The organism is Pseudomonas sp. Pseusp15 (assembly GCF_059492165.1).
The window spans coordinates 4,074,992-4,100,441 of record NZ_CP168523.1 but is presented as its reverse complement, the minus strand read 5'-3'; the positions used below and the strand labels follow the sequence as shown (position 1 = coordinate 4,100,441).

Here is a 25,450-nt window from a genome sequence, read left to right as displayed (position 1 = left end):
GCATCCTTTATAGAGAGAAATTCACCATGGCCCTGGCCCACACACTTGGTTTTCCGCGCATCGGTGCCGACCGCGAACTGAAAAAAGCCCTCGAAGCCTACTGGAAGGGCGATCTCGATCAGGACGCCCTGAACAGCGTCGGCCGCCAACTGCGCGCCACCCACTGGCAATTGCAGAAAGACGCCGGCATCGACCTGCTGCCCGTCGGCGACTTCGCCTGGTACGACCAGGTACTGACCCATTCCCTGACCTTCGGTGTGATCCCCGAGCGTTTCGACAGCGTCAAGGATGAACGCGGCCTGCCGACCCTCGACACTCTGTTCGCCATGGCGCGTGGCGCCACGGCAGCCTGCTGCGGCAGCGAACACGGCACCGCGCAATACGCCCAGGAACTGACCAAGTGGTTCGACACCAACTACCACTACCTGGTCCCGGAATTCAGCGCCGACCAACCATTCAAACTGAGCTGGGAACAGCTGTTCGATGAAGTCGAAGAAGCCAAGGCCCTCGGCCACAACGTCAAACCGGTGATCATCGGCCCGCTGACTTACCTGTGGCTGGGCAAAGCCAAAGGCAACGACTTCGACAAGCTCGACCTGCTGGAGCGCCTGCTGCCGATCTACGGTGAAATCCTCGGCCGCCTCGCCGCCCAAGGCGTGGAGTGGGTGCAGATCGATGAGCCGATCCTGACCCTCGACTTGCCACAGGCCTGGAAAAACGCCTTCGAGCGCGCTTACCACATCCTCCAATACTCGCCACTGAAAAAACTCGTGGCCACCTACTTCAGTGGCCTGGAAGACAACCTCGGGCTGGCCGTCGGCCTGCCTGTACAAGGTTTGCACATTGACGCGGTGCGTTCGCCGGATCAGCTCGGCCAGGTTTTGGATCGACTGCCGACCTACAAGATTCTTTCGGTGGGGCTGGTCAACGGCCGCAACGTCTGGCGCTGCGAACTGGAGCAAGCCCTGGCACAACTGCAATTTGCCCAGGAGCGCTTCGGCGATAACTTGTGGGTCAGCAGTTCCTGCTCGCTGCTGCACAGCCCGGTGGACCTTGCGCGTGAAGACAAACTCGACCCCGAACTGAAAAGCTGGCTGGCGTTTGCCGTGCAGAAGTGCGGTGAGATCGCCGTGCTGCGCGATGCCCTGAACGATCCGCAAGCGCCCAAGGTGCAAGCCGCCCTGGCTGAAAGTCGCGCCATTCAGGCCAGCCGCGCCCAATCGCCGCGTATCCACAAGGCGGATGTCCAGGCCCGCATCAACGCCATCGGCGCGGCAGACAGCCAACGCCATTCGCCGTTTGCCAAACGGATCGAGCAACAGCGCGCGCGCTTGCAGCTGCCGGCATTCCCGACGACCACCATCGGCTCGTTCCCGCAAACCGGTTCGATCCGCCTGGCTCGTCAGGCCTTCAAGCAAGGCAAACTCTCGGCCAACGATTACACCGATGCCATGCACAGCGAAATCCGCCACGCCGTGAAAATCCAGGAACGCCTGGGGCTGGACGTGCTGGTGCACGGTGAAGCCGAGCGCAACGACATGGTCGAGTACTTCGCCGAGCAACTGGACGGCTACCTGTTCACCCGTTTCGGCTGGGTCCAGAGCTACGGTTCGCGCTGCGTCAAACCGGCGATCATCTACGGCGACCTGAGCCGCCCAAACGCCATGACCGTCGACTGGATCACCTATGCCCAGAGCCTGACCGACAAGGTCATGAAAGGCATGCTCACCGGTCCCGTGACCATGCTGATGTGGTCGTTCCCGCGCGAAGACGTTTCGCGCAAAATCCAGGCGCAGCAGTTGGCGTTGGCCCTGCGTGATGAAGTGGTCGACCTGGAAGCTGCGGGCATCAAGATCGTCCAGATCGACGAAGCCGCGTTCCGCGAAGGCCTGCCGCTACGCCGGGCGCAATGGCAGGAATACCTCGACTGGGCGGTGGAAGCGTTCCGCTTGAGCGCCTCCGGTGTGGGTGACGAAACCCAGATCCACACCCACATGTGCTACAGCGAATTCAATGACGTGATCGAATCCATCGCGGCCATGGACGCCGACGTCATCACCATCGAAACCTCACGCTCGGATATGGAATTGCTGGAAGCCTTCGAAGCCTTCGACTACCCGAACGACATCGGCCCGGGCGTCTACGACATCCACTCGCCACGGGTGCCGGACACCGCCGAGATGGTCAAGTTGATGAGCAAAGCGGTGAAGCGGATTCCGGCCGAGCGGTTGTGGGTGAATCCCGACTGCGGGCTCAAGACCCGCGCGTGGCCGGAAACTGAAGCGGCGTTGGTGAACATGGTGGCGGCGGCGCGGCAGTTGCGCAGTCAGTTGGCCTAAATCCTGCGGCGCCTGTTCTGGCGCCTTCGCGAGCAAGCCCGCTCCCACAGGGGTAGAGGTCGATCACAGAAGTTGTGTACGACATCAATCCTGTGGGAGCGGGCTTGCTCGCGAAGAACGATAACGCGGTCTTGAAAATGACCGTTCAGCACTCTTCATCAAACTGTCACGTAACTGTGGCAGCGCGCTTGTACAAACTTCATCAGACTCGCGCTCTACTGGAGTTCTGCGTTTCGGTGTTTTTCATGCGTGCACGATTTTTATCCACAGCGGTCTTTCTAATCGCTGTGTTGTTCAATTTCCCGTCTTTGGCGGCGTCTCGTTGCGATGTCAATGTTCCGACCGAACAGGTCGATCTGGATCAGGTGAGTCTGGCGTACCAGAGCATCGGCCGTGCGTCCGACCCTGCGTTGTTGCTTGTGATGGGCCTGGGCGGGCAGTTGATTCACTGGCCGGATGAGGTAGTGGTCGCGTTGTGTCAGCAGGGTTTCCGGGTGATTCGCTATGACAATCGCGATGTTGGCCTGTCCACTTGGCGCCAGGCACCGGCCGAGGCCAACCTGACGTTCGAAGTGCTGCGCTACAAACTCGGTTTACCGGTGGCCGCGCCTTATACGCTGACCGACATGGCCGACGATGCACTGGGGTTGATGGACGCCTTGCACGTCGAGCAATTTCACGTGCTGGGCGCCAGCATGGGCGGGATGATCGCCCAGCATCTGGCGGCGATGGCGCCGCAGCGGGTCGAGAGCCTGACGTTGCTGATGACCAGCTCGGGTGCCGAAGGCTTGCCGGCGCCGAGTGCGGCGCTGGTGCAGTTGCTCGCGCGACGCGGTGCGCCGAATCGTGAAGTGGCGCTGGAGCAACAGGCTGATTTGCTGGCGGCGCTGGGCAGTCCTTCGGTCACTGATGATCGGCAGGCGTTGCTGCATCAAGCGGCGCTGTCTTATGACCGGGCGTTTAACCCGGAAGGCGTTAAGCGCCAGATCATGGCGATCCTTGCCGAGCGCAGTCGTGTAGATCTGCTCAACCAACTGCGCGTGCCGACGCTGGTGGTTCACGGCACCGCTGATCCGTTGTTGCCGGTGATGCATGGCGTGCATCTGGCGGCACACATTCGTGGCAGTCAGTTGAAGTTGATTCCGGGGCTGGCCCATCGTTTTCAGGAAGCGTTCAAGGCGCCGTTGCTGGCGGCGGTGTTGCCGTATTTGCAGGCCCATCGCGAAGATACTTCGCACTGGGCGCAGATTGATCCGGTGGCAACTCCCAATCTTCTGTAGTTCCCAATCCAAATGTGGGAGCGGGCTCTTGTGGCGAGGGAGCTTGCTCCCGCTGGGCTGCGAAGCAGCCCCAATAACAGCGACTGTTTCCGTCAGAGATACCAGGTACACCGGTTTTGCGGCTGCTGCGCACCCGAGCGGGAGCAAGCTCCCTCGCCACAGTTCAAAAGTCACAGATTTCAAGGAAAGGGGGTTAGCCGTGCAGGCGCACCCACACGCTGACCAGCACCGTCGCCGCCATCAACCACGCCACTGCCGCCACCGCTAGCGAAGCCTCCAGCCGCATCCGGTCGACCATCACATACAAGGTCGCCAGATAGATGAAGTACGGAATGATCGACCACATGCCAAACACGATGGTGGTCTTCAGATCATCCAGTGAACGCCCTTTGCCGACGATGTAATGAGCGATCAGCGCAAAGGTCGGAAACAGCGGCACCAGGCCTGCGATGTAATAGTTTCTGGTCTTGGCCAGCATGGCGAGGATCACCACCACCGCCGCGCCCAGGGTTGCTTTGAAAATCAGGTCCATCAGTGGCTCAGCCCGTATTTCTTCACTTTGTCGAACAGTGTGGTCTTGGCCATCCCCAGTTCCTGACTGGCTTGGGTCAGGTTGCCGCCGCTGCGCTGCAAGGCATCGTTCAGCAGGTTGCGTTCGAAAGCTTCCACCGCTTCGGCGAAGGCCAGGCCCTGATTGCTGCCGCTGGCGCCGGTCTTCTTGAAGGCCGGCAGACCGAGGGCGAAGCGTTCGGCGACGTTGCGCAGTTCGCGCACGTTGCCTGGCCAGTCGTGGCTCATCAGAATCGACACGGTCTGGTTGTCCAGTTCAGGCAGCGAGCGGTCGAAGCGCAGGGATGACTGCTGCAAAAAGTGCTCGAACAATTGCAGGATGTCTTCGCGGCGTTCGCGCAGCGGCGGCAGTTCCAGGGTGACCACGTTCAAGCGGTAATACAGGTCGCTGCGAAACTCGCCGGCCTTGCTCGACTCATCCAGGTCGGACTTGGTCGCGGCGATCACCCGGCAATCCACCGCCACGCTCTGGTTCGAACCCAGGCGTTCGAGGGTGCGTTCCTGCAGCACCCGCAGCAGCTTGATCTGCAACGGCAGCGGCATGCTTTCCACTTCGTCGAGGAACAGCGTGCCGCCATCGGCGTGTTCGATCTTGCCGATCCGCCGTTTGCCGGCACCGGTGAAAGCGTTGGCCTCGTGGCCGAAGATTTCGCTTTCGAACAGGTTCTCCGGCAGGCCACCGCAGTTCAGCGCGACGAACTGTTTGCTGTGCCGACGGCTGAAGTCGTGCAGGCAACGTGCAACCAGTTCCTTGCCGGTGCCGGTCTCGCCTTCGATCAGCACGTTGGCCGACGTATCTGCGACGTTGGCGATCAGTTCCCGCAGGTTCTGCATGGCCGGCGAGCGACCGATGATCCGGCCTTCGAGGGAATCGCGCTCGAACAGTTGGCGACGTAACGAGGTGACTTCCCGCGCCAGGCTGCGTTGCTCCAGTGCACGGCGGGCGACGTCCACCAGGCGTTCGGGGGAGAAGGGTTTCTCCATGAAGTCGTAGGCGCCTTTCTGCATCGCGCCGACGGCCATCGAGATGTCGCCGTGGCCGGTAATCAACACCACCGGCAGGCTGCGATCGCGGGCCTTGAGCCGGGTCAGCAGTTCCAGGCCATCGATGCCCGGCAGGCGGATGTCGCTGATGACGATGCCGGCGAAGTTATCGCCCACCCGCTCCAGCGCTTCTTCGGCGCTGCCGACGCCGATGCAGGGAATGTCTTCAAGCGTCAGTGCCTGTTGGCAACCGAGCAGCACATGGGGGTCGTCTTCGACGATCAGCACACTAAGGTCGTTGTTCATATTGGCTCGGCGGGAGTAGGGCTTACCAACGGTAAACTGAGGACGAAGGTGGTGCCACCGCTGGCCGGGTGTTCGACACCCAGATGCCCGCCCGTGGCGGCGGCCAGGCTCGCCGACAGGGTCAGGCCGAGGCCCAGGCCCTGTTCGCCGGGCTTGGTGGTGAAGAACGGTTCGAACAGATGCTTGCGCGCTTCGGCATCGATGCCGTGGCCGTTGTCGCGCACCCGCAGGCGATACTTGCCGTCGTATTCCTCGCCTTCGAGCCACAACGTCGGTTGGGGCTGCGACTGCATGGCATCGAGCGCGTTGCCGATCAGGTTGACGAGGATCTGCTCCAGACGGGTCTGGTCGATCTGCACCTGCACGTCGGTGAAATCGCGATGCAGTTGCAGCGGCACGCTTTCCATCCGGCTGCCCAGCAGCTGCAGGGCGGCGTCCACGCCTTTGCCGAGGCTGGCCTGGCCCTGGTCATCGCCGCGTCGGGCGAAGGAACGCAGGCTGGCGGTAATCCGGCCCATGCGGTCGATCAGTTCATTGATGGTTTTGAGATTGGTGCTGGCCACATCCAGCTGACCGCGCTCCAGAAAACGCACGGTATTGCCGGACAAGGTCCGCAAGGCTGCCAGCGGTTGGTTCAATTCGTGGGCGATGCTGGTGGACATCTGGCCGATGGCCGCCAGTTTGCCGGCCTGGACCAGTTCATCCTGAGCGCGGCGCAAGGTTTCTTCAGCCTGCCGACGCTCACGAATCTGCCCCTTGAGCCGTTCGTTGCTGGCACGCAGGTCAGTGGTGCGTTCGGTAATCCGACGCTCCAGTTGATTGTTGGCTTCCTGCAAGGCTTCCCGCGCCGCGAGGCGGGTGGCGATCACTTTGCGGCGCTCGTTCCAGGCGATCAGCAGGAAGGCCACCAGGGCAAACGCCACCGCCACCAGGATTCCCTGATTGATCGCTTCACGCCGCAGGTCTTGCAGGGGCGTGAGCAGGGTGAAATTCCACGGGGTGTCGCTCAGCGGCCGGGTTTGCGACAGGTAGCTGATGTTCTCTTCATCGGACACCAGTTCGCTGTTGGCGGGGAAGGTCAGTTTTTCCTCGCCTTCAGCCAGTTTCTCTCGGGCCAGCGGTTGCAGTTCATTCAGCGGATACCAGTAGTACTGAAGGCTGCGGGCCAGGCGTTCCTTGGTGTCGTCGCTCAACGGCAGCACCGACTTGAGCCGCCGCGCCGGATCGCTGGAGAGAATGATGATGCCGTTCTCGTCGCTGACGAACGCTTCCAGGCGCGCGCGCTGCCAGCGTTCTTCCATGGCTTCGAGGCGCACCTTGACCACCGCGACGCCGGTGATCTTGCCGTGTTCCTCCAGGCCATGAGCCAGGTAATAGCCGGGTTCGCCGCTGGTGCTGCCGATGCCGTAGAAACGTCCCGGCTGACCGCGCACGGCGTTCTGGAAGTAGGCGCGGAAGGACAGGTCTTCGCCCAGATAACTGTCGACATCGCGCCAGTTGCTGGTGGCCAGTACGCGACCGGTGGTGTCCATCACATAAATGGCCCGACTGCGGCTGCGCCGGTTCAGGCCTTCGAGGTATTCGTTGACCGTCTGCCGGTGTTCCGGCGACGGGTCGGCCAGTAGCTTGGAAACACTCGATTCGAGTTCCAGCAGGCTGGGCAGGTAGGTGTATTTGCTGATCTCGCTTTCGACGGCGCGCGCGTGCAGTTCCAGCTGACGCTGGCCATTCTCGCTGAGGCTGCGAATGCCGTAGTGTTCACTGACCCAGAAGCCGATGTAACCCAATCCGATCATCAGGGCGATGATCAGCGGCGGCAGGAACAGATGGCGAATCAAACGGGGTTTCACGGCGAGTGATGGCGGCGCGGCGCGATAGAGAGTGGAGTCGCATTTCATCACAGATGCCTTGGGTCAACCACAACACAATATCCATATCCCCACGGGCCCCGTGGGAGTTGCTGTATGGCAAGGGGGCTTTTGTGGCGAGGGGGCCCCCTCGCCACAAAAGCCCGCTCCCACAATTAGGGGAGCGGTGCCTTCCTTCTTAGTGCTGCAGAATCTTCTCGAGGAAATGCTGCGCACGCTCGGAGCGGGCGTTGATGTCGCCGAAGAACTCTTCTTTCCTGCAGTCTTCGATAATCTTGCCGGCGTCCATGAAGATTACCCGGTCCGCGACCTTGCGGGCGAAGCCCATTTCGTGGGTCACGCACATCATGGTCATGCCTTCGTGGGCCAGTTGCACCATCACATCCAGCACTTCGTTGACCATTTCCGGGTCCAGTGCCGAGGTCGGTTCGTCGAACAGCATGACGATCGGGTCCATCGCCAGCGCACGGGCGATCGCCACACGCTGTTGCTGGCCACCGGAAAGCTGGCCCGGGTGCTTATGCGCATGGGCAGACAGCCCGACGCGCTCAAGCAGTTGCAGGCCTTTCTTGGTGGCTTCTTCCTTGCTGCGACCCAACACCTTGATCTGCGCGATGGTCAGGTTTTCGGTGATGGTCAGGTGCGGGAACAGTTCGAAATGCTGGAACACCATGCCCACCCGCGAGCGCAGTTTCGGCAGGTTGGTCTTCGGATCGGCGATGGACGTGCCATCGACGATCAGGTCGCCTTTCTGGAACGGTTCCAGTGCATTGACGCACTTGATCAGGGTGGATTTGCCGGAACCGGACGGCCCGCACACCACGATCACCTCGCCTTTTTTGACCTCGGTGCTGCAATCAGTCAGTACCTGGAAGTCCCCATACCACTTGTTGACGTTCTTGATAGAGATCATACGGCGAACCTTTTTTGCAGACGCTTGACCAGCTGCGAGGCGGCAAAGCTGATGATGAAGTACGTGAGACCTGCGAAGATCAGGAACTCATTGGAGCGGCCGATGATGTCGCCACTGGCACGCGAGGCATTGAGGAAGTCCACCAGGCCGACCGCGTAGACCAGCGAGGTGTCCTGAAACAGGATGATGCTCTGTTGCAACAGCAGCGGGGTCATCTTGCGGAACGCTTGCGGCAGGATGATCAACCGCATCATCTGGCCATACGTCATACCCATGGCCTGGGCGGCGCTCATCTGGCCCTTGGGAATCGACTGCACGCCGGCCCGGACGATTTCGCAGAAGTACGCTGCTTCGAACATCATGAACGCCACGATGCACGAGGCGAACGCGCCGATCGGGGTGTCTTCGCCGGTGATCCAGCGCAATACGAACGGCACCGCCAGGTAGAACCAGGTGATGACCAGCAGCAGCGGGATCGAGCGGAAGTAGTTGACGTAGGCGCCGGCAATGTTCGACAGCAGTTTGTTGTGGGACAGGCGCATCAACGCCAGGACCGTGCCGAGGATGATCCCGCCGCTCACGCCCAGGGCCATCAGCTGGAGGGTCATGACCATGCCGTTCCACATACCCGGCAGGGACGGAATGATGCCCGAGAAGTCGAATTCCATCATTTACCCCCTACGGAAATCAGGCCCGGCACGGCGACTTTCTTCTCGACCGCGCGCATCAGCAGCATCAGGCTCATGTTCAGGGTGAAGTAGATCAGCGTTGCCAGGGTGAAGGCTTCGAACAGGTTGGCGGAGAACTCGGCGGTCTGTTTGGTCTGCGCCAGCAGCTCCATCAGGCCGATCAGCGACGCGACGGAGGAGTTCTTGAACACGTTCAGGAATTCCGAAGTTAGCGGCGGAATGATGATGCGGTAAGCCTGGGGCAGCAGTACGTTCCAGTAGATCTGCGGCAGCTTGAAACCCATGGCGCGGGCAGCGGATTCTTGGCCGCGGGGCAGCGCCTGGATACCGGTGCGCACTTGTTCGCAAACCCGGGCCGTGGTGAACAGGCCCAGGCACACGACGACACTGAGGAAGGCCGAGGTGGTCGGGTTCAGGTCCTGCTTGTACCAGTCCTGCAGGTTTTGCGGCAGCAGGTCGGGCACCAGGAAGTACCAGATGAACAGCTGCACCAGCAGTGGCACGTTACGGAAGAGTTCGACGTAGCAGGTCGCGATGCCCGATACGATGCGATTCGGCACCGTGCGCATGACACCCAGGATCGAGCCCAGCAGCAGCGCGATGATCCAGGCGGCGACGGCGATGGCGATGGTCCAGCCTAAACCGGAGAGGTACCAGTCGAAATAAATTTCGCTGCCCACGCCGGTGGACTTGAAGAACACGCCCCAGTCCCAGTTGTAATTCATTAGGGTCTCCCCTCGGATTCGATCGATGTACAAGTGCCCGATGACGGTCAGGCACACGCGAACGGCTCGACAACCACCGGTTCGAGTGTTTCCAGAAATGCCAGCAGGGAGTGACAACCCCTGAAAGGGCAGAGGCCTTCTCAGGGGGGAACGTTAGTCAGAAATCAGGATTTCTTTTCGTCAGCCGCTTTGTCGGTCGGATTGGCGATCAGGGTCTTGAGCTCGTCGCTCATCGGGAAGTTCAGGTTCAGGCCTTTTGGCGGGATTGGCTGCATGAACCATTTTTCGTAGATCTTGTTGATCTCGCCCGACTTGTAGGTCGCGATGATTGCGTCGTCGACGGCTTTCTTGAACGGTGCGTCGCCCTTGCGAACCATGCAGCCGTAGATTTCGAACGATTGTGGTGTGCCGGTCACGGCCCAGTCATCCGGCTTCTTGGCCTTGGCCATTTCACCGGCCAGCAAGGCGTCGTCCATCATGAAGGCCACGGCACGGCCGGTTTCCAGCATCTGGAAGGATTCGCCATGGTCTTTGGCGGAGATCACGTTCATGCCCATCTGCTTGTCGGCGTTCATCGACTTGAGGATGCGCTCGGACGTGGTGCCGGCGGTGGTCACGACGTTCTTGCCTTTGAGGTCGGCGAAATCTTTGTAGGGCGAGTCTTTCTTGGCCAGCAGCTTGGTACCGATTTCGAAGATGCCGGCGGAGAAATCAACTTGTTGCTGACGCTCGACGTTGTTGGTGGTGGAGCCGCACTCGACGTCCACGGTGCCGTTCTGCACCAGCGGGATACGGGTTTGCGAGGTCACCAGGTTGTATTTGACCTGGAGGTTGGGCATGTCCAGGTCTTTCTTGATGGCTTCGACGATTTTCAGCTGGATATCGTGGGAGTAGCCAACCGGTTTGCCGGAAGCGTCCGCGATGTAGGAAAACGGAATGGAAGCGTCACGATGCCCGAGGGTGATGGTGCCGGACTCTTTGATCTTCTTCAGTGTGCCGGTGAGTTCGGCGGCGAAAACTGGAGTGCTAATCAGAGCGGCAGCAATGGCTGCGCCCAGGAGATGGGGAACGATGCGCATCAAATTTTCCTCGACATTGTTTTTTTTATGGAGCCAGTTCATCGGCCTTTTTTGGTGCTTCGAATGCCTGGCGGCTCCTGAAGGAGTAGCGCAATAAACATTCGTCCGGGAGAGTAGAGCATGACTCGTGCCAGACCATGCATCATCTATCAAATTATTGATTTTTAAGAGTATTTTAATGTTAGTGACGTTGAGTTTGTTGTCGGATGATCCGGTTTTCCGAATCGACCGAGGAGTCGCGTTCGGAAAACCGAATGGATTAACTCGCACAAAGCCTCGCTCCTGCAGTAATGCGCGGTATGAAAAAGCCCCTGAATCGTGGGATTCAGGGGCTTTGGTCTAACCGGATATCCGATCAGGCTGCTTCGATCTTGCTGCGGTTCTGTTCGAGCTTGTTCAGGTAATCCTTGAGCTTCTGCTGTTCCGCCGCAGTGGTGAACAGCCCAAGCTTACTGCGGCGCCACAGGATGTCATCGGCGGTGGTCGCCCATTCTTCGCTGCACAGGTAGTCGACTTCGCGGGTGTAGAGGCCGCCGCCGATGTGTTCACCCAGGTCACCGAGGTTTTCCACGCCTTCGAGCATGCGCCAGGTGCGGTTGCCGTAAGTGGTGGACCAGCGTCGGGCGATCTCGGTGGGGATCCAGTCGAACTTGTCGCGGATCCGCGAACTCAATGCCTGCGGAGTCGTCATGTCTTCGCCACCGGGCAGGGGCGCGCTGGCGGTCCAGCTTGGCTTGATGTGCGTGAAGTACGGGGCCAATTGCGCCAGCGCCGACTCGGCCAGTTTGCGGTAGGTCGTCAGCTTGCCGCCGAACACCGACAGCAACGGTGCTTCTTCACCAGAACCCGACAACGCCAGGGTGTAGTCGCGGGTGACGGCCGACGGGTTGTCGGATTCGTCGTTGCACAGCGGACGAACGCCGGAGTAGCTGTGCAGGATGTCCGCGCGGCTGAGTTGTTTCTTGAAGTGGGCATTGACCACTTTCAGCAGGTAATCGGTTTCGCCTTCAGTGATCGCCACTTTTGCCGGGTCGCCGGTGTACTCGCGGTCGGTGGTGCCGATCAGGGTGAAGTGGTTCAGGTACGGAATGGTGAAGACGATGCGCTGATCTTCGTTTTGCAGAATGTGCGCGTATTCGCCTTCGTACAGTTTTGGCACGATCAGGTGGCTGCCCTGGATCAGACGGATGCCGTATGGCGATTCCATCTTCAGGTCGTCACGAATGAACTGGGCGACCCATGGGCCGGCAGCGTTCACCAGTGCCTTGGCGCGGATCGAAAACAGGCTGCCATCGGCGCGTTCCAGGTTCATGTGCCACAGGCCCTTGGTGCGACGGGCACTGACGCAGCGGGTTTGCGTATGAACGTGAGCACCTTTCTCGCGGGCAGCCATGGCGTTCAGTACGACGAGGCGTGCGTCATCGACCCAGCAATCGGAATATTCGAAGCCTTTGGTGATTTCGCTTTTCAGCGGGCTGTCCGGGCCGAACTTCAGGCTTTTCGAGCCTTCGAGTTTTTCCCGTTTGCCGAGGTGGTCATAAAGGAACAGACCGGCGCGGATCATCCAGGCCGGACGCAGGTGTGGGCGGTGGGGCAGCACGAAGCGCATCTGTTTGACGATGTGCGGTGCCTTGGCCAGCAGCACTTCGCGCTCGGCCAGGGCTTCGCGCACCAGGCGGAATTCATAATGCTCCAGGTAGCGCAGGCCACCGTGGATCAGCTTGCTGCTGGCCGACGAAGTGTGGCTGGCCAGATCATCCTTTTCGCAAAGGAACACCGAAAGGCCGCGACCGGCGGCATCCGCTGCGATCCCCACGCCATTGATCCCACCACCAATGACGGCGATATCGTAGACCTCGGCGAGAGGGGGCGTAGGCAAGGTAGAAGTGGGCATCGGCTGGCCTCGGGCTTTTTTGATTTCTATATTTGAATTCGAACATTAATGTTCATTTGCGAAAATACTAGCCCATAAAGACGCCCACAGCCAGTGTGCTTCGATTGAAAATACTGATCGAAGGGCCGTTAAAGGAAAATTTTCGAACATTGAATGATGGTAGGGAGTGCTTTTGTGGCGAGGGAGCTTGCTCCCGCTGGGCTGCGAAGCGGCCCTAAAACCGGCTACCGCGGTATCTCAGGAAGAACATGTTGTCTGATTGGCGTCTGCTGTGCAGCCGAACGGGGGGGGGCAAGCCCCCTCGCCACAGGGGGGATGTGCTTACACGACCTCCAGCCGAATCTTGTGCTGGCTCAACAACTGCGCCAGGGCCGGCGAAGGCGGCTGGTCGGTGACCAGGCAATCGATCAGGCTGATCGGCCCCAGGCGAATCATGGCGTTGCGCCCGAATTTGCTGGAGTCCGCGGCGAGAATCACCTGTCGGGCGTTGGCGATGATCGCCTGGGACACCCGCACTTCCTGATAGTCGAAATCCAGCAAGCTGCCGTCTTCATCGATACCACTGATGCCGACCAGGGCGAAGTCGACCTTGAACTGGTTAATGAAGTCGACGCTGGCCTGACCGACCACGCCACCGTCACGCCGCACGTTGCCACCGGTCAGCAGCACGTCGAAGTCGTCCTTGGCGCTGAGCATCGAGGCCACATGCAGGTTGTTGGTGATGATCTTCAGGTGGCTGTGGTTGAGCAGCGCCCGAGCAATGGATTCGGTGGTGGTGCCGATATTGATGAACAGTGAGGCATGATCGGGAATCTGCGCCGCAATGGCTTCGCCGATACGCTGCTTTTCATCGCGCATCTGATCGGCGCGCATGGCGTAGGCGGTGTTTTCGACGCTGGAGTCGTAGGCTGCGCCGCCGTGATAGCGACGCAACAGATTCACTTCCGCCAGTTGATTGATATCGCGGCGGATGGTTTGCGGTGTAACGACGAACAGCTGGGCCATTTCCTCGATGCTGACATAGCCGCGTTCGCGGACCAGTTCGAGGATTTGCTGCTGACGGGGAGGCAGATTCATGGGGCTTCCTTTGGGCTGCCGTGCAAAATTTGCCCATGATGCCGCAGGAATCCGCTCCCTACCAGTTACAACCGGATACGAGTCCGGTCCGTGGCTTATTCAGCGCCTTCGTGCGGTTCCCAATCGCGAGTGCGGCTGACGGCTTTTTTCCAGCCGGCGTAGAGTTTTTCCTTCGCGGTTTCGTCCAGCGCTGGTTCAAACTCGCGCTCGATTACCGCCTTGCCACGCAACTCGTCCAGGCTGCCCCAGAAACCGCAGGCCAAGCCCGCCAGGTAAGCGGCGCCCAGCGCGGTGGTTTCGCGCATTTTCGGACGCTCGACCTGAGTGCCGAGAATGTCGGCCTGGAACTGCATCAGGAAGTTGTTCGCCACTGCGCCGCCGTCCACGCGCAGGGCCTTCAGGCGCTCGCCGGAGTCCTGCTGCATGGCGTCCAGAACATCGCGGGTCTGGTAGGCAATCGACTCAAGCGCCGCACGAATGATGTGATCCACGCGTACGCCACGGGTCAGGCCGAACAACGCACCACGGGCATACGGGTCCCAGTACGGAGCGCCCAGACCGGTGAAGGCCGGCACCAGGTACACGCCGTTGCTGTCCTTGACCTTGTTGGCGAAGTATTCGGTGTCGTGGGCGTCATTGATGATCTTCAGTTCGTCACGCAGCCACTGCACGGTGGAACCGCCATTGAACACCGCGCCTTCCAGTGCATAGGCCACTTCGCCGCGCGGGCCGCAAGCGATGGTGGTCAGCATGCCGTGTTTGGACTTCACTGCTTTGTCGCCGGTGTTCATCAGCAGGAAACAGCCGGTACCGTAGGTGTTTTTCGCCTGGCCTGGCTCGACGCACATTTGGCCGAACAGGGCGGCCTGCTGGTCGCCGGCGATACCGCCAATGGCGATGCCACTTTTGGTGTGGCCGTAGATTTCGGACGAGGACTTAACTTCCGGCAACATCTCGCGCGGGATGTCGAGGACATCCAGCATCTTCGCGTCCCACTCCAGCGTGTGGATGTTGAAGAGCATGGTGCGCGAGGCGTTGGTGTAGTCGGTGACGTGCACCTTGCCGCCGGTAAATTTCCAGATCAGCCAGCTGTCGACGGTGCCGAACAGCAGTTCACCCTTGCGCGCCCGCTCACGGCTGCCTTCGACATTGTCGAGGATCCACTTGAGTTTGGTGCCGGAGAAGTACGGGTCGGTGACCAGGCCCGTGGTGTCGCTGATGTATTGCTCGTGGCCATCGCGCTTGAGCTGCTGGCAGATTTCGGTGCTGCGGCGGCACTGCCAGACGATCGCGTTGTAGATTGGGCGGCCAGTGGTCTTGTCCCAGACCACGGTGGTTTCGCGCTGGTTGGTGATGCCGATGGCCGCGACCTGGTCGTGATGCAGGCCGGCTTGAGCCAGGGCTTCGACCATCACGGCGCTCTGGGTGGCGAAGATTTCCATCGGGTCGTGTTCGACCCAACCGGCTTGCGGGTAATGCTGTGCGAATTCACGCTGGGCGGTGCAAACCACGTTCGCGTCGCGATCGAAAATGATCGCGCGGGAGCTGGTCGTACCCTGATCGAGGGCAATGATGTAGTTCTTATTCTGAATGTCGGTCATGTCGATTGCCTTGGACGAAATAAGGAAGTGAAGTCAGGCGCGGGATCAAAATGGGCAGGATCACGCGCCAACGGTTTCAAGACGTTCTTGGTTTGCCGTCAATGGCCAGTGCTGCGTCCTTTGTAGCAGGTATGGCGCTGGGCAGATGACGGGCAATCAGCCCGCGATAAGCTGCAGCACCGAGACAGGCACCGACAATCGGTGCAAAAACCGGAATCAGGAAGTACGGGATATCGCGTCCGCCAGTGAAGGAAATTTCACCCCAGCCTGCGAAGAAAGTCATCAGTTTAGGACCGAAGTCGCGGGCCGGGTTCATCGCGAAACCGGTCAGCGGCCCCATCGAGCTGCCGATCACGGCAATCAGCAGGCCGATCAACAACGGCGCCAGCGGTCCTTTGGGCAGGCCATTGTTGTCGTCGGTGAGCGACATGATCACGCCCATCAGAATGGCGGTGATGATCACTTCAACCAGAAAGGCCTGGCCCGTGGACAGGGCAGGGTTCGGGAAAGTGGAGAACACCGAGGCCAATTCAAGGCTGGCTTCGGTGCCACGAACCATTTGGTGAGTTTGTTCGAAATCGAAGAACAGGTTGCTGTACAGCGTGTAAACCAACAATGCCCCGCAGAAGGCACCGGCGACCTGGGAGAAGATATAGAAAGGCAGTTTGCGCTTTTCGAAGTCAGCGAAAATGCTCAGCGCGATACTCACGGCAGGGTTGAGGTGCGCACCGGAAACACCGGCGGTGAGGTAGATCGCCATGCTGACGCCAACCCCCCAGATGATGCTGATTTCCCACAACCCGAAGCTGGCACCCGCCACCTTGAGCGCGGCAACGCAGCCGGTACCGAAAAAGATCAGCAGTGCAGTACCCAGAAACTCGGCCATGCATTGGCTCGAGAGCGACGGTTGTTGTAACGCAGTTGTCATTGAAAACCTCGTTTTTGTTGTTGTCTGGCGCTTTTCCATCGAGGTCAAAGCGCGATTTTCACCGAGGCAGGATCCCCATCCTGTGCTCGGCTTACTGCCGGGTGCTGCGGTGAGACGTTCGTGCTGTGTTCACATTCGAAAAAATATAGACAAGAAGCACTGCTGTCAAAGGTCGAAAGTGAACCATTAGTCATATTTAAACTATTAGTCCTGTGAATGATCGCATCGTTCATCTGGCGAGAAGCGTGTGGACGAACGACCGAAAGCCCGGCCAGGCCCTGGAAATAGCAGCGCAATAGAGCCTTTTATCGATCAATGACCTAGAATCCTGCGCAGTATTTTTCTTCTGCCGCCAAGTCTGGAGCTGTCATGACCCCCGCATTGGATTTGTTGAAAAAAGTTCGTGCCGAACATCGTGTGCACAGTTACGAACATGATCCGAAGGCAGCGTCCTATGGTCTGGAGGCCGCGGAAAAACTGGGCCTGGACCCCGCGCAGGTGTTCAAGACATTGCTGGCGGCCAGCGAGAAGGGGGAGTTATTGGTGGCGGTGGTGCCGGTCGTCGGAAGTCTGGACTTGAAGGCGCTGGCACAGGCCGCAGGCGTGAAAAAAGTCGAAATGGCCGATCCAGCCGCTGCGCAGCGTTCGACGGGGTATCTGTTGGGCGGTATCAGCCCGCTCGGGCAGAAGAAGCGCCTGCGCACGTTTATCGATCATTCGGCCCAGCCGTTTCCCAGCATCTTCGTCAGCGCCGGGCGGCGCGGTCTGGAAGTCGAACTGGCGCCTGCCGTGTTGGCCGAACACACCCAGGCGAAGTTCGCCGATATCGGTCGAGCCTGAGCAGAAGGTCTTGGGCTAACAACCCGGCGCTGTATGGTGGAAATTGGTTCGTTCTGTCACTGGTGAAGGGCTATGCCGGGCTTCATGCTCGGCGACCTGAAGAAAGGGAGAAGTGCCATGCAGCTTGAGTTTCATCAGATCGATGCGTTCAGTGATCGGCCGTTCAGTGGTAACCCGGCGATGGTGTACCGGCTCGATGCCTGGCTTGACGATGAGTTGATGCAAAAAATCGCCGCCGAACATAACCTCGCCGAAACCGCGTTCCTGGTGCGTGAGGGTGCTGTCTGGCGCATTCGCTGGTTTACTCCGACCACCGAAGTCCCGTTATGCGGTCATGCGACCCTGGCCAGTGCCTACGTACTGTTTGAACTCTATAAAGAACCGGTCGAGCGACTGGACTTCATCTGCAAGTCCGGCCCGTTGAGTGTCACCCGAGAGGGTGGGCGCTTGTGGCTGGATTTCCCGGCAGTCGTGCCGTCGGAAGTGGGCGTGACCCTGGATGTCGAGCGCGCCTTGGGCGTCGAGGCGGTCGATGTGCTGGGCTCGAACGAATTGTTCGTGGTGCTGGAGTCCGAGCAGGCGGTGCTCGATTGTCAGCCAGACATGATTGCCCTGGCGAAATTGCCATGGCCGGGCGCCATCGTGACAGCCAAAGGCAGCAAGCATGACTTTGTGTCGCGCTACTTTGCCCCGGCGATCGGCATCAACGAAGACCCGGTGACCGGTTCAACCCATTGCAGCCTGATTCCGTACTGGTCGAAACGCTTGAGCAAGTCGAGTCTGACGGCTTATCAGTGCTCGGCGCGGGGTGGGGAGTTGTTTTGTCAGCTGGAAGGGGATCGGGTGAGTATTGGCGGGAATGCGACGCTGGTCGCGAGCGGAACGCTAATGCTGGGTTAAACGAAAATCCAATAGATGGGAGCGAGCTCCCACCTATGTCCGCGTTGTTCAGCTGGCGGCGCCGTAGCGCCGAACCCCGGACTCGATCGTCGGAATCTGCGCCGCTGTACTGCCGGAGGCCTGGAACAGTACCAGGTGTTCCGCCGCTACCCGAATGCCGACTTCAGCACCGACCAGATGATCGGCATGACTTGGGAAAATCGACTCCAGCTGCGCGCCCGTAGACAACTGCAAGCGGTACAGCGTTGAGGCACCCTGGAAGCTCTTGCCGACAATCTGCGCCCTCAGTGGGCTGGACGGTGCATAGACGATGTCGTCCGGACGCAGCAATACGTCCACGGCGCCACCGATCGGCCAGGTGTAGGCACGGTTGCCGCGCAATTCACCCAATTCGGTCTGCACCGACTCCGGGCTGCTCAACTGACCGCGAATGAAGTAACCCTGGCCAATGAAGCTGGCCACATACGGTGTCAGCGGTTCGTGATAGAGGTTGTAGGGGGTATCCCATTGTTCAAGGCGACCTTCCTTGAAAACGCCGACATGGTCGCTGACCGCGAAAGCTTCTTCCTGGTCGTGGGTCACCAGAATCGCACTGGTGCCGCGAGCCTTGAGGATGTCGCGTACTTCATGGCTGAGCTTGCGTCGCAACTCACCATCGAGGTTGGAGAACGGTTCGTCGAGCAACAACAGTTGCGGTTCCGGCGCCAGGGCGCGGGCCAGTGCAACCCGCTGCTGCTGGCCACCGGACAGTTCATGGGGAAAGCGCTTGCCGAGGTTTTTCAGGTTGACCAGTTCGAGCAATTCTTCGGTGACACGATCCTTTTGCGGGTGCTTGCGGATCCCGAAGGCGATGTTCTCGGCCACGCTCAAATGCGGAAACAGCGCGTAATCCTGGAACACCATGCCGATCCGGCGTTTCTCCGGGGCGAGGGTGAAGCCGGCGCTGGAGATGGTCTCGCCCGCCAACTGGATCTCACCCTCGTGCACCGGTTCGAAACCGGCAATGGCCCGCAGGGTGGTGGTTTTGCCGCAGCCCGAAGAGCCCAGCAGGCAACCGATATCGCCGGCATTCAAATGCAGGTTGAGGTTCTGCACAACCCGCTGGTTTTGATAACCACAGGCCAGATTGCGCAGGTTCAGCAGTAATGGCTGGCTCATGCGTGATGGTACGAAGGTGGGACTAGAAACTCGAGCAGGGCCTTTTGTGCATGCAGACGGTTTTCGGCTTGATCCCAGGCCACCGAACGCGGGTCGTCGAGCAGGTCGAGGCTGATTTCCTCGCCACGGTGGGCCGGCAGGCAATGCATGAACAGCACGTCCGGTGCGGCCAGGTCGAGCAGCGCCCGGTTGACCTGGAACGGTGCGAACAGCTTCAGGCGCTTGGCGGTTTCCTCTTCCTGGCCCATGGAGGTCCAGACGTCGGTGCTCACCAGATGCGCGCCGCGTACGGCTTCCCGAGGATCGCGGACGATGCTTACCCGATCGCCGGCCTTGGCCACGAACTCAGGATTGGGTTCGTAACCTTCCGGGCAGGCGATGCGCAACTGGAAGTCGAACTGGATCGCCGCTTCTATATAGCTGTTGCACATGTTGTTGCCGTCGCCGATCCAGGCCACGGTCTTGCCTTGGATCGAACCGCGATGTTCGAGGAAGGTTTGCATGTCGGCCAGCAACTGGCACGGGTGCAGGTCATCGGACAGGCCGTTGATCAGCGGGACTCGCGAATTGGCGGCGAATTCGGTCAGGGTGCTGTGCGAAAACGTACGGATCATCACTGCATCGAGCATGCTCGACATGACAATGGCGGCGTCGCCGATCGGTTCGCCACGGCCCAGCTGAGTGTCGCGCGGCGACAGGAAGATCGCCTGGCCACCGAGCTGGATCATGCCGGCTTCGAACGAAATACGGGTACGGGTCGAGGACTTCTCGAAAATCATCCCCAGGACGCGGTTTTTCAAAGGCTCGAACAGTACGCCGCGGTTACGCAGGTCCTTGAGCTCAACGCCTCGACGGATCACGCTGACCAGCTCTTCGGGCGTGCAATCCATCAGGGAGAGAAAGTGCCTTGCGCTCATCATTGACTACCTTTTTGCAACAGACCGCAGATACTCAAAGCCTTGTTTAACTGAAAAACGGGCGAGACCTGCGGCGTAAGCCGCACGGGGCGACGAAATAGGGGGAGGCGCGATATTGACATTAAATGTCGCGTTTTTCCAATAGGCTACGGTGTTTAGAGGATTTCAGAGAGGCTACGGGGTGACCGCAGTAGCGCTTTTGAAGCCTGTTTCCTGACAGCAGCTGAGCATTTGTACACTGGGCTCGCCGGGCTTGGCAATCAGGCAGGGCGCGGGCGACAGATTGGCAGTCGGTTTTTGATCTGTCATTCGAGCCTTTGGCGGGCAATGTGTCTAGTCTGAAACATTTGCTAATGCAAAGTGCTGGGTTATAACTAAAGCACGAGCGACGCAGGAAGCCTCAGGAATGGAATCGAAAGAACAGTTATTGATGGAGCTACTCGGCCTTACGGCTCGCTCTCTGACCCACCTCACTGCTTCCATGACCTCGATGTCTTTCGAGTTGTTACGCAGTGAAGATGAAGTCACCAAGGCGGCTGGCCGGCGCATGATCGACCGCATGGCCACCATCAGTGCCGGGCTCGACGAGCATTGGCGGCTGATCGGCGAGCTCACCGGCGTGCACGTCGCCCACGAGCAGATCGAAACCATCGAGGAAATCCAGCTGCAGGCGCCGCCGAGTCTGCCGCCGAACTGATCTCCTTGCTGCCATCGGCCGGCCTGATGGTCGTCGATTCACAAGACGAACGTCGCTGGCGCGGTGGCAAGTCACGCGCCATAGTTTTGTTCCCGCGGCCGACATTGCCCGCCCAGAACAAAACAGAGACTGGCCATGACCAAGACTCTCCATCACCGTGCGTGCCACCTGTGTGAAGCCATCTGCGGCCTGACCATCGAAACCACCGAGGTCGAAGGCAGCGGCGTGCAGATCACCTCGATCAAGGGCGACCCTCAGGACAGCTTCAGCCGTGGGCATATCTGCCCCAAGGCGGTGGCCCTGCAAGACATTCAGAACGACCCGGATCGCCTGCGTCAGCCGATGCAGCGAGTGGGTAGCGAGTGGCAGCCTATCGAGTGGGAAGATGCGTTCAGCCTTGTAGCCGAACGCCTGGCGGCGATTCAGGAGCGTCACGGGCAGAACGCGGTGGCGGTCTATCAGGGCAACCCCAGCGTGCACAACTACGGGTTGATGACCCACAGCAATTACTTCCTCGGCCTGTTGAAAACCCGTAACCGGTTTTCCGCGACGTCGGTCGATCAGTTGCCCCATCACCTGACCAGTCATTTGATGTATGGCCACGGCTTGCTGTTGCCGATCCCGGACATCGATCACACTGATTTCATGTTGATCCTGGGCGGTAATCCGCTGGCCTCCAACGGCAGCATCATGACCGTGCCGGATGTGGAGAAGCGCCTCAAGGCGATTCAGGCCCGGGGTGGCAAAGTGGTGGTGGTCGATCCGCGTCGCAGCGAAACGGCGGCGATTGCCGACCAGCATCTGTTCGTGCGCCCCGGCGGCGATGCGGCGCTGTTGTTCGGGCTGCTCAATACGTTATTCGCTGAAGGCCTGACCCGCGACAGTCATTTGCCGGTCGATGGGCTGGATGAAGTGCGTAAGGCGATCGCAGGTTTCACTGCCGAGGCCATGAGCCCGCTGTGCGCAGTCCCCGCCGAACAGATCCGTCAACTGGCGCGGGACTTCGCGGCAGCCCCGACGGCGGTCTGCTATGGCCGCATGGGCGTCTCGACCCAGGCCTTCGGCACCTTGTGCCATTGGCTGGTGCAATTGATCAATCTGGTGACCGGCAACCTTGATCGTGTCGGCGGTGCGTTATGCACCGAGCCGGCGGTGGACCTGGTGGCGTCCACATCGGGCGGCCATTTCAACCTGTGGCAAAGCCGCGTGTCCGGGCGTCCTGAATACGGTGGCGAGTTGCCGGTGTCGGCGCTGGCCGAAGAGATGCTCACCGAGGGGGAAGGGCAGGTCCGTGCGCTGATCACCGTGGCGGGTAATCCGGTGCTGTCCACGCCCAATGGCCGACAGCTGGAGCAGGCGCTGGACGGACTGGAGTTCATGGTCAGCGTCGACCTGTACATCAATGAAACCACGCGTTATGCCGACCTGATCCTGCCGTCGACTTCGGCGCTGGAAAACGATCATTACGACACCACCTTCAATATGTTCGCGGTGCGCAACGTCACCCGTTTCAACCGGGCGATTCTCGCCAAGCCGCAAGGCGCGCTGCATGATTGGGAGATCTTCGTGGGGCTGGCCAAGGCCTTTGCGGCGAAGACCGGCAAGGAGCTGAAACCGACCATTGCGCCGGCGCAGATGATTGACCGGGGGCTGCGGATGGGCCTGTATGGCGATGCTTCAGGGCACAAACTGTCGCTGGCGACCTTGTTCGATCACCCTCACGGTATCGATCTCGGCGCGCTCAAGCCCAATTTGACGCCTCGTCTGAAGACGGCCAATCAGCGCGTCCAGGCGGCGCCTGTGGAGATCCTCGCCGATCTGGCGCGCTTTGCGGCGTTGCAAGCACCAGCCGCCGATGAGTTACTGATGATCGGTCGCCGCCATGTGCGCAGCAACAACTCATGGATGCACAACTATCACCGCCTGGTGAAGGGCAAGCCGCGCCATCAACTGCTGATGCACCCGGACGACCTGGCCAGCCGGGGGCTCAGCGATGGGCAGCGGGTGCGCGTCAGTTCACGGGTCGGCGCGATCGAGGTTGAAGTGGTCGCCAGCCTCGATATGATGAAAGGAGTGGTCAGCCTGCCCCACGGTTGGGGTCATGCACGACCGGGCGTGCAGATGACGATTGCCAGTGGCCAGCCAGGTTCCAGCGCCAATGACCTGACTGACGAATGTCAGCTCGATGAGTTGTCGGGCAATGCGGCATTGAACGGCGTGCCGGTGACCGTGGCGGCGGCGTGAACATGTCTGTCGGGGAGGCCGAGCATGGCGCTCGGGTTTCCGTTACAATGCGCCACCGTGCCGACCACTGAGTCGGAAAGTTCAGCCGAGGTGCTCCATGGATATCATCGAAACGATTAAAGAGCAGATTGCCAACAACACCATTCTGCTTTACATGAAAGGCTCGCCGAATGCCCCGCAGTGTGGGTTCTCCGCGAAAGCCGCCCAGGCTGTGATGGCCTGTGGTGAAAAGTTTGCCTATGTGGATATCCTGCAGAACCCGGAAATCCGCGCCAACCTGCCAAAGTACGCCAACTGGCCAACCTTCCCACAACTGTGGGTTGCCGGTGAGCTGGTTGGTGGTAGCGACATCATGACTGAAATGTCTGCCGACGGTTCGTTGCAGGCACTGATCAAAGACGCCGCCGCCAAAGCCGCCGCTGCCAAGACCGAAGCCTGATTCGGTACCTGTAGGAGCGAGGCTTGCCCGCGAAGCAGGCGCCGCGCTTCTGCAGATACACCGCGTCATCGTTCTTCGCGGGCGAGCCTCGCTCCTACAAGAGCGCACGTAAAAAGCCCCGCCTCTGTAAAGAGAGCGGGGCTTTTTATTGCGTCGGGGTTAGCGGCGTAGAACTTACTCTTCGCCCATCTGCGATTGCAGATAGTTCTCAAGGCCGACTTTATCGATCAGGCCCAGCTGGGTTTCCAGCCAGTCGATATGTTCTTCTTCGGACTCAAGAATGTCTTCGAGCAGTTCACGGCTACCGAAGTCGCCAACGGTTTCGCAATGGGCGATAGCGACTTTCAGGTCGGCATGACCGTCGCGCTCGATCTTCAAGTCACACTCAAGCATTTCCTTGGTGTGTTCGCCGATGTGCAGCTTGCCCAGGTCCTGGACGTTCGGCAGGCCTTCAAGGAACAGGATGCGCTTGATCAGCTTGTCAGCATGCTTCATCTCGTCGATGGATTCGTGGTACTCGTGCTTGCCGAGCTTGTTCAGGCCCCAATCTTCATACATGCGCGCGTGCAGGAAGTACTGATTGATCGCGACCAGTTCATTGGCAAGGATTTTGTTGAGATGCTGGATGACTGTAACGTCGCCTTTCATGGTGGGAGTCCTGCCCTGTATTAGCTGTATATAAGGCGGAGTTTGAGCCGCGTAATTAATAGTGTCAAACCTAAGTTATTGAAACTTAAATGAAAATTAATCGGAATAAGAATGTTTGTGTTCCGCGTCTAAGGCCTAAGCGATTGATTTTCAGACATAAAAAAACCGGACATCAAGTCCGGTTCTTCGAAATACGGTAGTTATGCGGCTGTAAATTCTACGGGGTAGGGGATCGCCGCCTGGGCCGTTTGCAGTTTGCCCAGTGTTTCACGCACTACTTCCTTGGCCAGGCAAGCGCATTTACCGCATTGGCCGGCTACGCCGGTAGCCAGACGGACTTCTTTGTAGCTGCAGCAACCTTCATAGATTGCATCGCGGATTTGACCGTCGGTGACGCCGGTGCAGAGGCAGACATACATAAGTGAGAACCGTCGCTGGTTGTGACTCAATTGCGATGGATCTTAATGTTAACGAGAATGATTGTCAAAGTGGTTTCTGAAGGCTTTTCGTCATAAGGGCCTTTGACTGACGAACGGTTTCCTCTCGCGCCTTGCGAAAAAAAATAGCAGCGGCCATTTTGCCCGCCAGAAAAAAACCGCTAAGGACAGGCGAAAAACGCGGTGTATGATGGTCGGCCTTTTGCGAAGGAGGTTCGTGTCACAGGGCTGTCGCCTGAGGGTGACAGGCTGGCATGAGCCCTGTTCTTCAACGTTATTACACCAGGAGATATCCAATGAGCGTACTCGTAGGCAAACAAGCCCCTGACTTCACCGTACCGGCCGTACTCGGCAATGGCGAAATCGTAGACAGCTTCACCCTGTCCTCGGCCATCAAAGGCAAATACGGCCTGGTGTTCTTCTACCCACTGGACTTCACCTTCGTTTGCCCGTCCGAGCTGATCGCTCTGGACAACCGCATGGCTGACTTCAAGGCACGCAACGTTGAAGTGGTCGCCGTTTCGATCGACTCGCACTTCACCCACAACGCGTGGCGCAACACCCCGGTGAACAATGGCGGTATTGGCCAGGTTCGTTACACCATGGCTGCTGACATCAAGCAGGAAATCATGAAGGCTTACGACGTTCAGTCCGCTGACGGCGTGGCTTTCCGTGGTGCGTTCCTGATCGACGACAAGGGCGTTGTCCGCTCGCAGATCGTCAACGACCTGCCGCTGGGCCGTAACATGGAAGAGCTGATCCGTCTGGTTGACGCTCTGCAATTCCACGAAGAGCACGGTGAAGTTTGCCCTGCCAACTGGAAAAAAGGCGACAAAGGCATGAACGCTTCGCCAGAAGGCGTTGCGGCTTACCTGACCGAGCACGCTGCTGCGCTGTAAGCCAGGCGTCCGGCAATA

23 protein-coding genes are annotated in these 25,450 nt (G+C 59.5%); 8 read left to right on the top strand and 15 right to left on the bottom strand.

Features of this window, described 5'->3' with window-relative positions:
• Window positions 1-26: 26 nt before the first annotated feature.
• Together metE and ACEN8R_RS18660 are read left to right on the top strand one after the other, a co-directional pair.
• Window positions 27-2,339 carry a 5-methyltetrahydropteroyltriglutamate--homocysteine S-methyltransferase gene (gene metE / locus ACEN8R_RS18665; RefSeq protein WP_495625020.1) on the top strand — a complete coding sequence of 771 codons (2,313 nt, stop codon included), beginning with the start codon at window positions 27-29 and terminating at the stop codon, window positions 2,337-2,339.
• 245 nt (window positions 2,340-2,584) lie between these two features.
• Window positions 2,585-3,619, top strand: a complete 1,035-nt coding sequence (locus tag ACEN8R_RS18660) for an alpha/beta fold hydrolase (protein ID WP_026286461.1) — start codon at window positions 2,585-2,587, stop codon at window positions 3,617-3,619.
• Between the two features lie 193 nt (window positions 3,620-3,812).
• Here ACEN8R_RS18660 and ACEN8R_RS18655 read toward each other — a convergent pair whose 3' ends face one another.
• The 11 genes from ACEN8R_RS18655 to ACEN8R_RS18605 all read right to left on the bottom strand — a co-directional run bounded on the left by ACEN8R_RS18655 (window position 3,813) and on the right by ACEN8R_RS18605 (window position 16,253).
• Window positions 3,813-4,142 (bottom strand): GlpM family protein, encoded by a 330-nt coding sequence (locus ACEN8R_RS18655; RefSeq protein WP_495625019.1) that lies wholly within the window; start codon window positions 4,140-4,142, stop codon window positions 3,813-3,815.
• A gap of 8 nt (window positions 4,143-4,150) precedes the next feature.
• On the bottom strand, window positions 4,151-5,479 hold the full coding sequence (gene aauR / locus ACEN8R_RS18650) for a two-component response regulator AauR (RefSeq protein WP_086946084.1): 1,329 nt from the start codon (window positions 5,477-5,479) through the stop codon (window positions 4,151-4,153).
• Window positions 5,476-7,377: a two-component sensor histidine kinase AauS gene (aauS, locus tag ACEN8R_RS18645; RefSeq protein ID WP_018926622.1), complete on the bottom strand. Its 1,902-nt coding sequence runs from the start codon at window positions 7,375-7,377 to the stop codon at window positions 5,476-5,478. Before aauS ends, aauR begins: the two co-directional genes overlap by 4 nt.
• Before the next feature lie 148 nt (window positions 7,378-7,525).
• Window positions 7,526-8,260 (bottom strand): amino acid ABC transporter ATP-binding protein, encoded by a 735-nt coding sequence (locus ACEN8R_RS18640; RefSeq protein WP_018926621.1) that lies wholly within the window; start codon window positions 8,258-8,260, stop codon window positions 7,526-7,528.
• Window positions 8,257-8,928, bottom strand: coding sequence for an amino acid ABC transporter permease (locus tag ACEN8R_RS18635; RefSeq protein ID WP_018926620.1), 672 nt, complete (start codon window positions 8,926-8,928; stop codon window positions 8,257-8,259). Before ACEN8R_RS18635 ends, ACEN8R_RS18640 begins: the two co-directional genes overlap by 4 nt.
• Entirely contained in the window at window positions 8,928-9,674 is a 747-nt protein-coding gene (locus ACEN8R_RS18630; RefSeq protein WP_018926619.1) for an amino acid ABC transporter permease, read from the bottom strand. The genes ACEN8R_RS18635 and ACEN8R_RS18630 overlap by 1 nt, the downstream gene beginning before the upstream one ends.
• Window positions 9,675-9,838: 164 nt before the next feature.
• A complete protein-coding gene (locus ACEN8R_RS18625) occupies window positions 9,839-10,753 on the bottom strand; it encodes a glutamate/aspartate ABC transporter substrate-binding protein (RefSeq protein WP_026286460.1) in 915 nt (304 codons plus the stop codon).
• Window positions 10,754-11,108: 355 nt separating this feature from the next.
• Window positions 11,109-12,647 carry a glycerol-3-phosphate dehydrogenase gene (gene glpD, locus ACEN8R_RS18620; RefSeq protein ID WP_018926617.1) on the bottom strand — a complete coding sequence of 513 codons (1,539 nt, stop codon included), beginning with the start codon at window positions 12,645-12,647 and terminating at the stop codon, window positions 11,109-11,111.
• A 321-nt stretch (window positions 12,648-12,968) separates the two neighbouring features.
• Window positions 12,969-13,724: a DeoR/GlpR family transcriptional regulator gene (locus ACEN8R_RS18615; protein WP_007938932.1), complete on the bottom strand. Its 756-nt coding sequence runs from the start codon at window positions 13,722-13,724 to the stop codon at window positions 12,969-12,971.
• A gap of 95 nt (window positions 13,725-13,819) precedes the next feature.
• Entirely contained in the window at window positions 13,820-15,325 is a 1,506-nt protein-coding gene (gene glpK / locus ACEN8R_RS18610; RefSeq protein WP_018926616.1) for a glycerol kinase GlpK, read from the bottom strand.
• 76 nt (window positions 15,326-15,401) lie between these two features.
• A complete protein-coding gene (locus ACEN8R_RS18605; protein WP_019581559.1) occupies window positions 15,402-16,253 on the bottom strand; it encodes an MIP/aquaporin family protein in 852 nt (283 codons plus the stop codon).
• Between the two features lie 369 nt (window positions 16,254-16,622).
• On the opposite strand from ACEN8R_RS18605, the gene ybaK reads away from it, so the two are divergent.
• Window positions 16,623-17,093 (top strand): Cys-tRNA(Pro) deacylase, encoded by a 471-nt coding sequence (gene ybaK, locus ACEN8R_RS18600; protein ID WP_018926614.1) that lies wholly within the window; start codon window positions 16,623-16,625, stop codon window positions 17,091-17,093.
• Window positions 17,094-17,210: 117 nt separating this feature from the next.
• Window positions 17,211-17,993: a PhzF family phenazine biosynthesis protein gene (locus ACEN8R_RS18595; RefSeq protein ID WP_026286459.1), complete on the top strand. Its 783-nt coding sequence runs from the start codon at window positions 17,211-17,213 to the stop codon at window positions 17,991-17,993.
• Window positions 17,994-18,041: 48 nt separating this feature from the next.
• Here ACEN8R_RS18595 and ACEN8R_RS18590 read toward each other — a convergent pair whose 3' ends face one another.
• Together ACEN8R_RS18590 and argF are read right to left on the bottom strand one after the other, a co-directional pair.
• On the bottom strand, window positions 18,042-19,151 hold the full coding sequence (locus ACEN8R_RS18590; RefSeq protein WP_018926612.1) for an ABC transporter ATP-binding protein: 1,110 nt from the start codon (window positions 19,149-19,151) through the stop codon (window positions 18,042-18,044).
• Window positions 19,148-20,068, bottom strand: a complete 921-nt coding sequence (gene argF / locus ACEN8R_RS18585) for an ornithine carbamoyltransferase (RefSeq protein WP_026286458.1) — start codon at window positions 20,066-20,068, stop codon at window positions 19,148-19,150. Before argF ends, ACEN8R_RS18590 begins: the two co-directional genes overlap by 4 nt.
• A 406-nt stretch (window positions 20,069-20,474) precedes the next feature.
• On the opposite strand from argF, the gene plzR reads away from it, so the two are divergent.
• From plzR to grxD, 3 genes are all read left to right on the top strand, one after another.
• The gene (gene plzR / locus ACEN8R_RS18580) at window positions 20,475-20,765 is read left to right on the top strand and encodes a PlzR type 4 pili assembly inhibitor (protein WP_018926610.1); all 291 of its coding nucleotides are present in this window, start codon (window positions 20,475-20,477) and stop codon (window positions 20,763-20,765) included.
• Window positions 20,766-20,900: 135 nt separating this feature from the next.
• A complete protein-coding gene (locus tag ACEN8R_RS18575) occupies window positions 20,901-23,009 on the top strand; it encodes a molybdopterin oxidoreductase family protein (protein WP_018926609.1) in 2,109 nt (702 codons plus the stop codon).
• A 97-nt stretch (window positions 23,010-23,106) separates the two neighbouring features.
• Window positions 23,107-23,448: a Grx4 family monothiol glutaredoxin gene (grxD, locus tag ACEN8R_RS18570; RefSeq protein ID WP_007938922.1), complete on the top strand. Its 342-nt coding sequence runs from the start codon at window positions 23,107-23,109 to the stop codon at window positions 23,446-23,448.
• Between the two features lie 174 nt (window positions 23,449-23,622).
• Here grxD and bfr read toward each other — a convergent pair whose 3' ends face one another.
• Complete coding sequence (bfr, locus tag ACEN8R_RS18565) at window positions 23,623-24,096, bottom strand: bacterioferritin (RefSeq protein ID WP_007898512.1); 474 nt, start codon at window positions 24,094-24,096, stop codon at window positions 23,623-23,625.
• A gap of 200 nt (window positions 24,097-24,296) precedes the next feature.
• Window positions 24,297-24,515 carry a bacterioferritin-associated ferredoxin gene (locus tag ACEN8R_RS18560; protein WP_018926608.1) on the bottom strand — a complete coding sequence of 73 codons (219 nt, stop codon included), beginning with the start codon at window positions 24,513-24,515 and terminating at the stop codon, window positions 24,297-24,299.
• A 314-nt stretch (window positions 24,516-24,829) separates the two neighbouring features.
• Between ACEN8R_RS18560 and ACEN8R_RS18555 the strand changes: the two genes are divergently transcribed.
• Window positions 24,830-25,432, top strand: a complete 603-nt coding sequence (locus ACEN8R_RS18555) for a peroxiredoxin (protein ID WP_018926607.1) — start codon at window positions 24,830-24,832, stop codon at window positions 25,430-25,432.
• The last annotated feature ends 18 nt before the right edge of the window (window positions 25,433-25,450 follow it).

What these genes read in the sequence shown, in the direction of transcription:
- glpD (WP_018926617.1), bottom strand. Translation starts at nt 12,647, where the DNA reads ATGCCCACTTCTACCTTGCCTACGCCCCCTCTCGCCGAGGTCTACGAT.
- grxD (WP_007938922.1), top strand. Translation starts at nt 23,107, where the DNA reads ATGGATATCATCGAAACGATTAAAGAGCAGATTGCCAACAACACCATT.
- ACEN8R_RS18575 (WP_018926609.1), top strand. Translation starts at nt 20,901, where the DNA reads ATGACCAAGACTCTCCATCACCGTGCGTGCCACCTGTGTGAAGCCATC.
- bfr (WP_007898512.1), bottom strand. Translation starts at nt 24,096, where the DNA reads ATGAAAGGCGACGTTACAGTCATCCAGCATCTCAACAAAATCCTTGCC.
- plzR (WP_018926610.1), top strand. Translation starts at nt 20,475, where the DNA reads ATGGAATCGAAAGAACAGTTATTGATGGAGCTACTCGGCCTTACGGCT.
- ACEN8R_RS18560 (WP_018926608.1), bottom strand. Translation starts at nt 24,515, where the DNA reads ATGTATGTCTGCCTCTGCACCGGCGTCACCGACGGTCAAATCCGCGAT.
- metE (WP_495625020.1), top strand. Translation starts at nt 27, where the DNA reads ATGGCCCTGGCCCACACACTTGGTTTTCCGCGCATCGGTGCCGACCGC.
- ybaK (WP_018926614.1), top strand. Translation starts at nt 16,623, where the DNA reads ATGACCCCCGCATTGGATTTGTTGAAAAAAGTTCGTGCCGAACATCGT.
- aauR (WP_086946084.1), bottom strand. Translation starts at nt 5,479, where the DNA reads ATGAACAACGACCTTAGTGTGCTGATCGTCGAAGACGACCCCCATGTG.
- ACEN8R_RS18605 (WP_019581559.1), bottom strand. Translation starts at nt 16,253, where the DNA reads ATGACAACTGCGTTACAACAACCGTCGCTCTCGAGCCAATGCATGGCC.
- ACEN8R_RS18635 (WP_018926620.1), bottom strand. Translation starts at nt 8,928, where the DNA reads ATGGAATTCGACTTCTCGGGCATCATTCCGTCCCTGCCGGGTATGTGG.
- aauS (WP_018926622.1), bottom strand. Translation starts at nt 7,377, where the DNA reads ATGAAATGCGACTCCACTCTCTATCGCGCCGCGCCGCCATCACTCGCC.
- ACEN8R_RS18590 (WP_018926612.1), bottom strand. Translation starts at nt 19,151, where the DNA reads ATGAGCCAGCCATTACTGCTGAACCTGCGCAATCTGGCCTGTGGTTAT.
- glpK (WP_018926616.1), bottom strand. Translation starts at nt 15,325, where the DNA reads ATGACCGACATTCAGAATAAGAACTACATCATTGCCCTCGATCAGGGT.
- ACEN8R_RS18615 (WP_007938932.1), bottom strand. Translation starts at nt 13,724, where the DNA reads ATGAATCTGCCTCCCCGTCAGCAGCAAATCCTCGAACTGGTCCGCGAA.
- ACEN8R_RS18630 (WP_018926619.1), bottom strand. Translation starts at nt 9,674, where the DNA reads ATGAATTACAACTGGGACTGGGGCGTGTTCTTCAAGTCCACCGGCGTG.
- ACEN8R_RS18625 (WP_026286460.1), bottom strand. Translation starts at nt 10,753, where the DNA reads ATGCGCATCGTTCCCCATCTCCTGGGCGCAGCCATTGCTGCCGCTCTG.
- ACEN8R_RS18660 (WP_026286461.1), top strand. Translation starts at nt 2,585, where the DNA reads ATGCGTGCACGATTTTTATCCACAGCGGTCTTTCTAATCGCTGTGTTG.
- argF (WP_026286458.1), bottom strand. Translation starts at nt 20,068, where the DNA reads ATGAGCGCAAGGCACTTTCTCTCCCTGATGGATTGCACGCCCGAAGAG.
- ACEN8R_RS18595 (WP_026286459.1), top strand. Translation starts at nt 17,211, where the DNA reads ATGCAGCTTGAGTTTCATCAGATCGATGCGTTCAGTGATCGGCCGTTC.
- ACEN8R_RS18640 (WP_018926621.1), bottom strand. Translation starts at nt 8,260, where the DNA reads ATGATCTCTATCAAGAACGTCAACAAGTGGTATGGGGACTTCCAGGTA.
- ACEN8R_RS18555 (WP_018926607.1), top strand. Translation starts at nt 24,830, where the DNA reads ATGAGCGTACTCGTAGGCAAACAAGCCCCTGACTTCACCGTACCGGCC.